Source organism: Paenibacillus thailandensis (genome assembly GCF_042685365.1).
GTDB classification, from domain to species: domain Bacteria; phylum Bacillota; class Bacilli; order Paenibacillales; family Paenibacillaceae; genus Paenibacillus_AP; species Paenibacillus_AP thailandensis.
The window spans coordinates 54,662-67,976 of the sequence record NZ_JBHUMY010000041.1; the positions used below are offsets into that span (position 1 = coordinate 54,662).

A 13,315-nucleotide genomic window follows, 5' to 3' on the forward strand; every position below is an offset into this window, starting at 1 on the left:
CGCATACGGCCTTCCATACGGTCTTCCATATGGCCTTCGGCTTGAACGCCAGCCAGTAAAGAACTTAGCGGCCCAGCAGCGCTTTGCGGTATTCCGTGGGCGAAACGCCGCATGTTTTTTTAAATACTTTGCTGAAATAATTCGGATCGTGGTATCCGATCCCGTAGGCGATTTCCTTCAAACTGAGCTGCGGGTCGGCCATCAGCTTCTTCGCCTTGTCGATGCGGCATTCGGTCAAAAAATCGATATAATTGACGCCGAGCTGCTCCTTAAACAGCTTGCTGATGTAGAACGGGCTTAAATCAAAGGCGGCGCCGATCGACTCCAGCGTCATATCCTTGTGGGAATGCTCCAAAATATATTGTTTAATCCGTTGAATCGCGCCCGGCTCGTGGCGGGCTTGGTGCTCCTTATGCTGCCGGGCGATGCGGTCGAGAAGCTGTCCCGATTCGGCGCGAAGCTGACGGTAATCGCGCGCCTGAAACGAAAACACAGGGGTACTTGTCTCGATGCCCATCTCCTCCATTACGCGCGCGACGATCCAAAGCTGCTCGAGCGCCCGCTGCTGCGCCTGCAGCAGGTCCGTCCCTTCCGATTCATCATGCTGGAGAAGCTCCATCATATCCGCCCGCACCTGCTCCCATTGCCCGAGCCGGATCCGGTCCAGAAACCGCTTCTCCCGCTGCTTGGCAAGCGCCCCTCCTTGCCGGGCGCCGGGCACGGGCGTATCGGCATAGAAACGGTACTTGACCGGCAGTGTCGGATCCATCGAAGCGATAAGCGCCTCCTGGTACGATTGCCGGATGCCGTCAAGCGAAGCGCATTCGTTCCCGATGCCGACGAACCAGCCCGGCAGCGCTCCCGGTCTTGCCGCGGCAACGATTCCGCCGGCCAAGGCCGCCGCCTGGGAACGGAACGAACGGCCCGTCTCCCGGAATACGATGATCGGAAGCTGCCGCCCGTATAATGCGCCGACCCAGCCGGTTCCCGCCTGCCTCACTTTGTCCTTCACCGCCGAATAGCTGCTCTCCGCTCCATGCGGCAGCAGCACGACCATAACGAACATCCCGCTCGCCGGACGGATGCCGAGCAATCCGATCAGCTCGTCCAGATGCACTTCATGCACATGATCGAACAGCAGCTGCGTCACGACATCGGTTTCCACAAGCGGCAGCGCCTTCTGCAGCGTATCCAGCTGCCTTCTGCTCGTCTCCGCCGATTGCCGCTCTTCCTCGATCTGCCGCAGCACCCGGCCGACCGTCGCCGTAATTTCGCCGGCCTTGCTAGGCTTCAGCACATAGTCTCTCACGCCAAGCTTGATCGCTTTGCGCGCATAGTCGAACGTATCGTAGGCCGTCACCATGATGAACTTGATTCCGGGATACTTGGCGCCAATCCGTTCGACCGCCTCCAGTCCGCTCATGCCCGGCATCTTGATATCCATTAATATAAGATCGGGCTCGAACTCCGCGGCCATCTCGACGGCGATCCGTCCGTTTTTCGCCTCGGCGATGTTCAAGCCGGGAAATCCTTTCCGCAGCATCGCGTGCAGCCCTTCCCGCTCCACCTGCTCGTCATCCACGATCAGAACTTTTATCGTCATCGCATTCCAGTCTCCTTGCCGCCGGTATTTGCATTACGACTTTCGTGCCGCGCACCGCGCCGCCGCTTTCGATGCCGATTACGTCGTCGCGGCCGTAAAAGAGCCGAAGCCGCCGCACCACGTTGCCGAGGCCGATCCCGGTCGAATGGCCTTCCGCCGCAACGGGCGCCTCCTCCAAAATTTGTTTGATTCTCGATTCCTCCATGCCCGGTCCGTCGTCTTCGATTTCCACCGTCACCCGATCGTCGCCGGCAATAATGCGGAACCATATCGTTCCGCCGTCTTCCATCGGCTCGACCGCGTGAATGACGGCATTCTCGACAATCGGCTGCAGCGTCAGCCCCGGTATCTGCACATGCAAACAAGCTTCGTCGATGTCGGCATAAAAGCTCAAGCGCTCGGTAAACCGCGTTTTCTGGATTTCGATGTATTGGCGAAGCACATTTGCCTCCTCGTAAAGCGTAACCGGGCGGTTCAGCCGCTTGAGGTTGTAGCGGAGCAGCGACGCGACGTTCACCAGCAGGTCGCTCGTCTCTTCGGCTCCTTCCAGATAAGCCTTCTTGGACAAGGTGTCCAGCGTATTAAACAGAAAATGCGGATTAATTTGGCTTTGCAGACTGCGGAGCTGGCTTTCCTGCAGCAGCAGCTTGTTCCGCTGAAGCTCGTGCTCGAGCTGCGCCTTTTGCTGAATTTCCGAGATCAGGTTGTTGATGTTGATGCGCATCCGATCGAACATTTTGGCCAGGAACGAAATTTCGTCATTGGACTCGACCTCGATTTGCAGATCGAACCGGCCCCGCGACAGCTCCTTGGCCGCCTTCGTCAGCTTAAGCACCGGCCGCGTAATGCTGAGCGAGAACCAGTACGTGAACAAAAGCAGCAGAAACGTCATGAGCAGGAGCAGCCATATGCCCAGCTTCTTCAGCTCCTTGGACTGCTCGATGATGCCGCGGTAAAACCGGTCGTACGTTTTCAGCTCCGAATCGAGCAAAGAAAGCGTCATTTCGGAAATGTACTTGGAGATGCGGGTTGCCTCGGTGAACGCTTTCGTGGAATCCTCCGTTTCCTTCTCCGATCGAAACATGAGCGACCGGTCCGTCGTCTCGATGAGGCTGTCGATCAGATTCATATAATTGGCAAGCGCAAAGCTGTTCTCCCCGTTTCTCAGCGCCATCACCTCGGCTTTCGCCTTGCGGACGTTTTCCTTGCTTGCGTCGATTTGCGCCAGATTGTGCAAGGTGGGCGAAAGCAAATAATTGTTTAAAGCCGCAACCGTCTGCTGGCTGGCGGTCGTCACTTCGTTCATCGCCAAATAGCGCTGAAGAATAGCGTTGTATTGATCATGGGTTTTTTGGTTGTAGTACGTCAGCGCGATCCAAATCACCGCCATAAAAAACAGCACGACCGCGGCGAGCGCCATTATTTTTTTCTGAATGCCGATCATGGCGTCTCCCCCGACCGCAGCATCCGCACCGGGGTCAAATATCCGTCCGTATCAAGCGGCACCGTCTCGCCCCGGAGCCATTGCATTGTGAGCCGAACGCTCAGACGGCCCATCTCCTCGGGAGCCTGTCCGATCATCCCGTCCAGCTTGCCTTCTTCAAGCAGCGCCTCCGCGTCGGGACTGTCGTCGAACGAGTAAATATAATACGGCTCCACCCTGGAGCGGCTGCCGATCTCATGAATCATCGCCCCGGCGATGCTTGCGTTCACCGCTATGAACGCTTGCACGTCGGGCAGCCGGTTCATCAGATCCCGCGTGGCGGCGATTACGCGTTCCCTTGCTTCGGGCGTTCCCGCGTATACCGTCCGGATGCCGGGATAGTTTTTCAGAAACGCCGTTATGCCTTCGAGCCGCTGCTGCTGGTAATATTCCCGGCTGCTTTCCCCGAGCACGATCACTTTACCCGCCGTCCCCATGTCCTGCACCAGCTGCTCGGCGATCATCTGTCCGGCTTTGAACTGGTCGGAACCGACGTACGTTCGGCGCGAGCTTTCCTCCATCGGCACGTCGCTCGCTACCGTAATGACCGGAATGCCGTAAAAAGCCGCCTTCACCTTCGTCAATTGCTTAAATTCGTCCGTATCGAGCCCTTGCACGATAATGCCGTCCACCTTGGAGTCGATTGCGATTTCGAGCTTCTTCAAAAAATCCTCCCGATTGTTGCCGTAGCTGCCCCATACTTCAATCGCCGCCCCGCTTCTCCTCGCCTCCTCGGCCGCGCCGCTTGCGACTTTCACCCAGAAGGGCGTCTCCAAATCCTGCGTAATGAGCACGAGGCGATATTGCGCCGCACGCTCCGGCGCCTCCGGCGGCAGCCAATCGGCGCGAAACACCTTATAAGTGGATTGGAACGTGAAATAAAACAGAACGAAACCAATGGCTCCAAGCGCAATAAAAACCGTTTTTCGCAAATGAACGCTCTCCGTTTCCCGTAAGCTTCCGCCCGAAGGCCGATTGATGATTTCACATCCAAGAATGCGTTTCCATAAAAGCATTCTACATGGTTTGCCGGTTTCCTTTATGCCGTTTGATGCCGCTCCTGGCGAAAAAAAAGAAACGGCTCGCCCGCGGCAGGACGAACCGTTTCGTATTGCAAGCGACGGCAACCCGGAGTAAAAGGCTCAGGAGGAAAACCTCCCGTCCGGCCGGCTTGCCTTGGCGGGCGCCAAATGGGCGTCCGCCACCGTCCGCTCGAAGCGCTGCCGCTCTTGGGCCCGCTGCGGAAACAGCCACGTTCCGATCAGGCCGCCGACGAAGCCAAGCGGGATCGACACAATTCCGGGGTATTTAAGCGGGAAAAGAGCCTCGGCTTTAATCCAGCCGCCCGACGGATCCATTACGTTAGGTCCAGCGGCAATAAGCAGCAGCGAGGATAGGAGGCCTGCTGCAATTCCGGTCACGGCCCCTGCGACGGTAAAGCGCCGCCAGAACAACGTGAACAGCAGCACCGGCAAGTTGGCGGAAGCCGCCACGGCGAAGGCGAACGAAACGAGAAAAGCGACGTTCAGCCTCTGCGCGCCAAGCGCCAGCGCGATCGAGACCGCGCCTACGGCGATGGCCGACAGCTTGGCCACTTTCATCTGCTGGGCTTCGGCCGCTTGCCCGCGCCGGAAAATGCTGCTGTACACGTCATGCGCAAACGCCGAGGAGGCGGTCAGCACAAGTCCCGAGATGACCGCCAGTATCGTCGCGAACGCGACGGCCGACACGAACGCCATCAGAAACTCCCCGCCGAGCGCCTCGGCAAGAAGCGGCACGGCGAGATCGACGCGGCCGTCCAGATTCGGCCAATCGACGAAAGCCGCCGCCCCGAAGCCGAGGAAGACGGTGAGCGCGTAGAAAACGCCGATTACGCCAATCGCCGTTGAAACGGAGGTGCGGACCGATAAAGGATCCCTGACCGTATAAAAACGGGCGATAATATGCGGCAGGCCGGCCGTACCGAGCACAAGCGCCATATTAAACGACAGCGTGTCGAGCGGATGGCCGAACATGTTGCCCGGCTCCAGAAACCGCTCCCCCAGCGGCGTTGCCAGCTTCATGTGGGCGAACAGCGCCGGGATGTCCCAGCGGAACCTTGCCAATACGATCAAACTCACCATAAACGTGCAGCCGACCAGCAATATGGTCTTCACGATTTGAACCCAAGACGTCGCAAGCATGCCTCCGAACGTAACGTAAACCGTCATCAGAATGCCGACGAGAACGATCGCCGCCGACAAATTCAGCCCGAACAGCAAATGGATGAGCCAGCCGGCGCCCACCAGCTGCGCGATCATGTAGACGATCGTAATGAGCAAATTGTTGACGGCGAGCAGCCCGCGCAGCCGGATGTCCGCGAAACGGGCCGCTATCGCGTCCGCCATCGTATATTTTCCGAGATGATGCAGCGGTTCGGCGATGACGTACAGCACAAGCACGTACGAGGCAAAAAATCCGATCGAATAATAAAAACCGTCATAGCCGTAAACGGCAATCGATCCGGCAATGCCAAGGAAAGAAGCGGCGCTCATGTAGTCGCCGGAGATGGCTAGCCCGTTCTGCAAGCCGGTCAGCCGGCCCGCGGCGGCGTAGAAATCGTTCGTGTTCGTCGTCCGCCGCGCGGCATAATACGTAATCATAAGCGTCCCCGCGATGACGGCAAGGAAAAAGACCAATCCGAACAAGTTCACCCTTGTTTAAGCTCCCGTATTCGCCTTGACGAGCACCTCGGCGTATTTCGCTTCGTCCTTGCCGCTGGACAAGATCGTTCCGACGTAAGCCGCTAGAAAGCCGAGCGGAATCGAGATGATGCCCGGATTGCTCATCGGGAATATCGCCGTCCCGGTCAGAATCGCTTTGCCGGCCTCGGGATCCCACACGTTCGGGCTAAGCGCCACGAGAATAATCGTGCTGAACAGCCCGACCAGCATGCCGCAGATCGCTCCGGTCCGGTTGAACCGTTTCCAGAAGACGGTGAACAAGATGACCGGCAAGTTGGCGCTGGCCGCTACGGCGAACGCCAGCGAGACGAGGAAGGCGACGTTCATCTTCTGGGCGAAAAGCGCCAGCAGGATGGAGACGATCGATACGCCGATCGACGCCCAGCGGGCCATGCGAAGCTGTTCCTTCTCGGTCGCGTTCCCGCGGCGGACGATCTGGCCGTAGAAGTCGTGCGCGAAAGCCGACGCGGCGGACAAGACGAGGCCGGTCACGACGGCAAGGATCGTCGCGAAAGCAACCGCCGATATAAACGCGAACAGAAAGTCGCCGCCAAGCGCCTTGGCGAGCAAAGGAGCGGCCATGTTGCCGGCCTTGTCGACGGCCGTAATGTCCGCGGCGCCGACGAACGCGGCGGCCCCGAAGCCAAGGAAAATCGTCATGACGTAGAAAATGCCGATGATCCAGGTCGCGTATACGACGGAGCTGCGCGCCGTACGGGCGTCTTTTACCGTGAAAAAGCGGGTTAAAATATGCGGCAAGCCTGCCGTGCCGAGCACGAGCGCCAAATTCAGCGACAGCGTCTCCAGCGGCACCTTATACTTGTTGCCCGGATTCAGGAACGCTTCCTGCAAAGGCGTTGCCGTCTTCATATGCTCGAACATGTTCGTCAGGCTAAAGCCGAACTTGGCGAAGACGATTAAAGAAATGACGAACGTGCCGCCCATCAGAAGAACCGCCTTCGTAATTTGCACCCAGCTCGTGGCGTGCATGCCGCCGAATACGACGTAAACGGTCATGAGCACGCCGACGATCAGCACGGAGGTGACGTAATCGAGGCCGAGCAGCAGCTTGATGAGCGCGCCCGCCCCGACCAGCTGCGCGATCATATAGAAGATCGAAATCGCGATCGTATTGAGCGCCGCGACGCCGCGCACTTTTTTGTCCGCGAAGCGGGCGGCGATCATGTCCGCCACCGTATATTTGCCCAAGTTGCGGAGCGGCTCGGCGACCAGATAAAGCACGACAAGATAAGCGACCAGAAAGCCGATGCTGTAGAAGAAGCCGTCGAAGCCGACAAGCGCGATAGAGCCCGCGATGCCGAGAAACGATGCCGCCGACATATAGTCGCCCGCGATGGCCGCCCCGTTCTGCCAGCCCTTTAAGCCTCCGCCCGCCGTATAAAATTCGCTGGCGTTGTTCGTCTTTTTGGCCGCGAAATACGTGATGACCAGCGTAAGCAGTACAATTGCGCAAAATAATGCGATAGCCATGTTTTACGCCCCCATATCCTTTTTAATCTCGTCCGCCATGCGGTCGAACTGGCTTGCCTTGCGGGTGTAAATGATGCAAAGCGCCCATGTCATGATAAACTGGGCGAACGCAAACACCCATGCCCACGAGATCGGGCCGAAAGCCGGCTTGTTCAGAATGGCCGTGTACGAGGTCAACAGGGGCAGTGCAAAATAAAACACGAGAAAAAAGACGGTCATCGGGATAATGAATCGTTTTTTGCGGGAGAGCAGCGTTTTGAATTTGGCGGATTGCCATACTTCGTTATAGCTTTTTTCTTTCGCTTCCATTGCCTTTCCCTCCAATAGCATCATCTTCAAACGGCCGGCATACAATTGTAAGCGCTTCAAAATGATTATATACGGGATAGGCATTCGGTACTACGGGTTCTGCACGAAGCGTAGAAAATCGCGCGCGAAACGCCGCTTCCGGGACCGGAACTCGCAACGTTCGCCGTCGGCGCGTCTCCCGGAAGGCCCCGGAAGGGCACGGGCGGCGTCGAAACGGCTTTCGGGGCGAAAAGCGAATGCGGAGTATAGCGGCCTCTTACATGCTCCGCAGCAGGCGGAACAATTCCTTGGCCGCTTCGCGCGAAAGGGGCACGGAAGTTCGGGCGGCGTCCTTCATCGTGATATTGTAAGCGCCGTTCAGCCACGGCGTAATTTCGGCAATCCGGTTCAAGTTCACGAGGTAGCTTCGATGAGGCCGGAAGAAAGCGTGTCCCTCCAGCTTCTCTTCCAGCTCCTGAAGCGTAAGCCGCGAACCGATTCGCCGCCCTTCCTCCGTATGGACGCAAATCACCCGGTCCTCGCGTACGGCGTAAACAATCGCTCCCGGTTCGACAAGCACCAGCTTGTCTCCGTCGTCGAGCAGCAGCTTGCCCGCCTTGACGGCCGCATTCGAGGATCGCTGCAGCGGCTCGCCGCCGGCGATTGCCTGTCCCGAAGGAGCTGCGGCTGCAAGCCGGCCGCGAACGCGAAGCAGCGCTTCCTTCAACCTCTCCCCGCTGTACGGCTTCAGCAAATAATCGACGGCGTTCAGCCCAAACGCCTCTACCGCATAATGATCGTAAGCGGTCGTAAAGACGATCAGGGGCGGGCACGGAAGCCCGTTCAGCAATCGGGCGGCCTGCACCCCTTCCAGCTCCGGCATTTGGACGTCCAGAAAAACGACGTCCGGCTTAGAGACCGGCGCTATGTCCAGCAGCTCCCTGCCGTTCGCCGCAAAGCCCGCGAGCTCGATATCCGGCTCCTGACCGAGCAGGTAAGCCAGCTCATCCCGGGCGAGCCGTTCGTCCTCCGCGATCAAAGCTATTATCCGCTTCACGTTGTCCTCCCCCTTCCCCGTAAGCAACCGGCACCGCAAACGAAAACCGGCAACCGCCTTCCGGCCTGTTTTCGATGCGCAGTCCCGCTTCCTTGCCGTACATGGCGATCAGCCGCTGATTGACGTTGTAGACGCCTATGCCGGCGCCTTCGCTTCCTTCGGTCCCGACCGGCCGCTCCCCGAGTCGGCCGAGCAGCCCGGCCGGAATGCCGCTGCCGTTGTCCTCCAGCCGAATTTCGGCCATGCCGCCTTCCGTCCGCTTCAGCTCGAGCCGGATAAGGCCGCCGCTCGCCTTGTCGCGAAGCCCGTGCTTGACGCTGTTCTCGACCAGCATTTGCAGCGATGCGGGCGGAATGCGCAGCTCCTCGAGCCCGTCCTCGATCCGGCAAAGAAAGTCGAACCGGTCCTCGAAGCGGATTCGGATAATGTCCAGGTAGGCGCCTACCAAGTCCAGCTCCTGCCGGACGGTCGTGCCGCCGGAAGCCATCGCCTTCGCGTTCAGCCGCATGAACGAGCCGAGCTGCATCGTGGCATGCCGCGCCAGGTTCGGGTCCGTGCGGATCAAGGAATGGATGGCGTTCAGCGTATTGAAAAGAAAATGCGGGTTGATCTGCGCTTGAAGCAGCTTCAGCTCGGCTTCCTTCATGAGCGCCGTCATCCGCTCGTGCGACGCGGCGCCCAGCTGATAGGACAGCAGCTGGCCGATGCCCGCCGCCATCACGATCTCGACGCGCCGGATATCTTGCGGCCGCTTGAAATAAAGCTGGATAAGCCCCGCCGTCTGGCGGCCTTCCAGCATCGGCACCATGATCGCCGCGCCCAGCGCCGGATGGGGCGGCTGCAGCTCCTCTTCGCCGGCGACGACCTGCAGCTCGCCGCTCCGGACGGCCGCCAGCGCCGGCGCGGAACGGATCGGCTCGCCGGGCTTGACCGCGCCGCTGCCGATTCCGGCGTGAGCCAGCAGCCGCTCCGTGTCGGCCACGGCGACGGCGGCGGCCCGCAGCTCGCGCAGCAGCAGGCCTGCGACCGCTTGCGCCGTCGCGTACGTCAGGCCCCGCTTCAGATGGGGCAGCGCCGCCTCCGCGATATGCAGCGCCCGCTCGGTTTCATAAGCGGCCGCCCGCTCCTCCTCCTTCAGCGCCACGCGCAGCATCGCCGTAAAGATCGCGATCGAGACGCTGTTCGTCAGCACCATCGGCAGGCCGATCGCATTGACGAGGGCGATCGCCCGCTCGGGCTTGTCCGCCCCCGCGCATATAAGAACGATCCCCATCAGCATAATCGGCGCGAACATGCCGATAAACAGCGCTTTGGCCGGGGAGATGACCCGCTCCTGCGAGAAGAAGCGGGCGACTCCGCCGGCCAGCGCGCCGATGACCGGGGCCGCTATCGCCCCGGCCAATCCCGCGTATCCGCCCATGTACAGAAGATGGGCGCCGGTCAGCAGCCCGCTCCCGATGCCGACGGCCGGGCCGCCCATCAAGCCGCCGATGACGACCCCGACAAGCGCGGAATGGGCCAGCGCCTGCTCCGGCCCGAGCGGCGCAATCCAGAAGGAAGTGACGGCTCTCCCTTCTCCGACGACGACGCCCGCATACGTTCCCAATATGCCGAACAACCCGAACAAGCCCGAATAGACGGCGACATGCTTTCCCGACATGTTCCGCCGGTCAAGGTCGAGCAGCTGGCGAAACAGCGGCACCCGCGTCAATATAAAGGTCAGCACGAGCAATATTCCCATCCGCTCGAACAAATGGAGCGTCAACTGCTGCATCCGGGCATCCCTCTCCCCGCACGGTTTGAAGCCAATAGACTGATTGCGCTTTCAGCATCGTGTCACTGGAATTATAGCATTGCCAAGTCTTCCAGAAAATGAAAAAAAAATCAAGGAGCGGCGTTCGGCCGGTTTACGGTTCGGCCGGTTTACGGCTAAGCAGCTTTACAGCCGAACGGCGGTCGAGCGATTCTCGCGAGCTTATCGCCCCGTCCGGCGGTTGCCTCTACGAACAGCTTTTCGGGCCGCTTTTGCGGTATTCGAGCGGGGTTTGGCCCGTCGCTTTTTTAAACGCGTTGCTGAAATAGGCGGTATCGTTGTACCCTAGACGCTCCGCGATTTCGCAAATACGCAGCGTCGTGGAGGCGACCAGCCTTCGCGCTTCCTCCATGCGCAGTCCCACGATATAATCGATGAAGTTCGTGCCCGTATGCTGCTTGAAGTATTGGCTTAAATAGCTCGGATTCATATGCACCTTCGCCGCAATGTCCGATAAGCTGAGCGCATGGACCGGACTGGAATGGATAATCCGCAGCACCCGTCCGATCAAGGAAGTCTCATCGGCCGCGGCGGGGGACGGCGCGGCCGACGAGCCTCCCTTCTCCCGCTCCGCCATCCAGCGGCGCAGCACGGCGGCCATCTCCTCCGCCTCTACCGGCTTCAGCAAATAATCGACGACTCCCCATCGCAGCGCTTGGCGGGCCGCATGGAAATCGTCATGCCCGCTTATAAACACGACGGACGGCTTGCCGGCCAGCCTGCTTGCCTGCTCTACGAAGGAAAGGCCGTCCATGACCGGCATTTTCACGTCGGCAAGCACCAGGTGGGCGTTATTCTCCTTCAGCCAATCGAGCGCTTCGAGCCCGTTCCCGCATTCCTGCACGATGCGGAACGGAAGCCCCGTTTCCTTCAACACTTCGCGCAGCACAAGGCGCACCCAACGTTCGTCCTCTACGAGCAGCACCTTGTACGTTTCGTTTCCGGTAACCGTGTGTCGCATAAGTCTATGCCTCCTTCAGCGGTAGATGGACGGAAACGGAGGTCCCTTGCCCCGGCTCGCTGTCGACCCGCAGTCCGTACGGCTCTCCGCACAGATGAACGATTCTCCGATGCACGTTAAGCATGCCGATATGCTCGCCGGCCATGGACGCATCGTTATGGCGAAGGCCAAGCCGGATGTCGCGCAGCCTCTCCGGCGGTATGCCCGCTCCCGTATCCTCAATCGTAAGCGCATAACTTTCCTCGCTTATCCTCGAGACGCCGATCGTAATGCTTACTTTCGCCGTTCCCGGCTCCATGCCGTGAATGACGCTGTTCTCCACAAGCGGCTGCAGCGAAAACTTGACGATCTCCTGGCTCAGCGCCCAATCCGGGACGTCGATCGCAAAGCTAAGCTTCTCCTCGAAGCGAAATTTTTGAATCGCCAAATACATTCGGCAAATCGCCAGCTCTTCCTTCAGCGATACGACCGGCGACTTATTGTTTAAATTATAACGGAGCAGCTTCGCGAGCGAGGACACCAGCTTGGCGATGTCGCCCATGTCCCTCTCCAGCGCCATGCCCCGCACCGTCTCCAGCGCGTTGTACAGGAAATGCGGGTTCACCTGCGATTGCAGCAGCTTCAATTCCGCTTCCTTCTGCCACAGCGACAGTTCGGCTTCCCGCAGCCGAGCGGCGTACACCTCGTCCATGAGCACCTGAACCGTTTCGACCATCCCGTTAAAGTCGTTGGCCAGACGCCCGATTTCGTCCTTGGAATCCACCTTCGCCCGCGCCGCAAAATCGCCTTCCTTGACCCGCTTCATGAAAAACTGCAGCTTCCGGATCGGCGCGACGATGCTCGCCGCAAACCCGATCGCAAACAAATACGCGACGAATAAGGTTACAAGCACGGTAACCGACAGCGTCCGACCGATATAGGCCACTCCGCGGGTCAGCTCCTCGGCGGGCATTACCGAAATAAGATACCAATTCAAATAAGAAGAGCGGTTGAACGTATAAAAAGGCTCGTTCCCGGTCTGAAAATAACCGTTGTCCTCGCTCAGCATCCAATCGATATGGCGGAACGCGGCTTTATGCCCGAGCATGGCCGGATCGGGATGGTAAATATAACGGCCTTGTTCGTCGAGAATCGCCATGTAGCCGGACCGCCCGACCGTCACGTTGTAGGCGATCTCCTCGATCCGCTTGAAGTTGATGTCCATAATGAGCATCCCGGCCGGCTCAAGCGTCTGCGGGTCGATAATCCGCTTCGCGATCGAAATGACGTTCTCGGTTCTGTTCCGCCGCTGCGACACGCGGCTGACCAGCTTGATGTCGCCGTTCATCGGAACGGTTGCGTACCATTCCGAATGCGGCAGCGCGGCAAGGGCCTGCCCCTCGTCCCCGCCTGCCGTATCGATCACCGCCTTTCCTTCCAGCAGCAGCGTAATGCGGGACAGATCGGGGCGCGAATAAGCCGTATCCTTGAACAATTGAAGGATGCGATCCTTCATGCCGCTGCTTTCGATTTCCTCCGCATTGTCCATCGTAAGCAGCTTCCTCATATTGGGCTGATTCATCAGCCTGATCGAATCGATCTCGAAATCCCGAATGTAATATTCGATATGCGATTTCACCTGGGCCATAATTTGCCAGCTGCTGCGGCTCGCGCCGTCCTGCAGAATCGCCGACGATTTGACGTAGGAGATCACGCCGACGACCACTAGAGGCACGATGACGAGCAGCCCTAAAAAAACAAGCAGCTTCACGGAAAGCGGCCGATCCTGCAAAAACAGCATGCGCTGCGCGATTTGCCAAAGCCTTAACGCCTGTTTCCGTTTCAACGTCATGCCGCCTCCAATCCGTCATTGACTATGGCTTTCCGGTTATGCCTGCTCCCGCCGCGCAACGAGAA

General features: G+C 59.0%; 10 protein-coding genes. All 10 read right to left on the minus strand.

Annotated features, from left to right (window positions below):
* Nucleotides 1-64: 64 nt before the first annotated feature.
* Nucleotides 65-1,603 (minus strand): response regulator, encoded by a 1,539-nt coding sequence (locus ACFSW5_RS23995; RefSeq protein ID WP_379279053.1) that lies wholly within the window; start codon nt 1,601-1,603, stop codon nt 65-67.
* Nucleotides 1,575-3,047, minus strand: coding sequence for a sensor histidine kinase (locus ACFSW5_RS24000; RefSeq protein ID WP_379279056.1), 1,473 nt, complete (start codon nt 3,045-3,047; stop codon nt 1,575-1,577). The genes ACFSW5_RS23995 and ACFSW5_RS24000 overlap by 29 nt, the downstream gene beginning before the upstream one ends.
* A complete protein-coding gene (locus ACFSW5_RS24005; RefSeq protein ID WP_379279058.1) occupies nt 3,044-4,018 on the minus strand; it encodes a sugar ABC transporter substrate-binding protein in 975 nt (324 codons plus the stop codon). Before ACFSW5_RS24005 ends, ACFSW5_RS24000 begins: the two co-directional genes overlap by 4 nt.
* 210 nt (nt 4,019-4,228) lie before the next feature.
* Nucleotides 4,229-5,779, minus strand: coding sequence for a solute symporter family protein (locus tag ACFSW5_RS24010; protein ID WP_379279060.1), 1,551 nt, complete (start codon nt 5,777-5,779; stop codon nt 4,229-4,231).
* A gap of 6 nt (nt 5,780-5,785) precedes the next feature.
* Entirely contained in the window at nt 5,786-7,300 is a 1,515-nt protein-coding gene (locus tag ACFSW5_RS24015) for a solute symporter family protein (RefSeq protein WP_379279062.1), read from the minus strand.
* 3 nt (nt 7,301-7,303) lie between these two features.
* Nucleotides 7,304-7,609 carry a DUF485 domain-containing protein gene (locus tag ACFSW5_RS24020; RefSeq protein WP_379279064.1) on the minus strand — a complete coding sequence of 102 codons (306 nt, stop codon included), beginning with the start codon at nt 7,607-7,609 and terminating at the stop codon, nt 7,304-7,306.
* 256 nt (nt 7,610-7,865) lie between these two features.
* A complete protein-coding gene (locus ACFSW5_RS24025) occupies nt 7,866-8,645 on the minus strand; it encodes a LytR/AlgR family response regulator transcription factor (protein WP_379279067.1) in 780 nt (259 codons plus the stop codon).
* Entirely contained in the window at nt 8,593-10,419 is a 1,827-nt protein-coding gene (locus tag ACFSW5_RS24030; RefSeq protein ID WP_379279070.1) for a LytS/YhcK type 5TM receptor domain-containing protein, read from the minus strand. The genes ACFSW5_RS24025 and ACFSW5_RS24030 overlap by 53 nt, the downstream gene beginning before the upstream one ends.
* A gap of 226 nt (nt 10,420-10,645) precedes the next feature.
* Nucleotides 10,646-11,419 carry a response regulator transcription factor gene (locus tag ACFSW5_RS24035; RefSeq protein ID WP_379279074.1) on the minus strand — a complete coding sequence of 258 codons (774 nt, stop codon included), beginning with the start codon at nt 11,417-11,419 and terminating at the stop codon, nt 10,646-10,648.
* A gap of 4 nt (nt 11,420-11,423) precedes the next feature.
* Nucleotides 11,424-13,244, minus strand: coding sequence for a sensor histidine kinase (locus ACFSW5_RS24040; RefSeq protein ID WP_379279077.1), 1,821 nt, complete (start codon nt 13,242-13,244; stop codon nt 11,424-11,426).
* Nucleotides 13,245-13,315 lie beyond the last annotated feature (71 nt).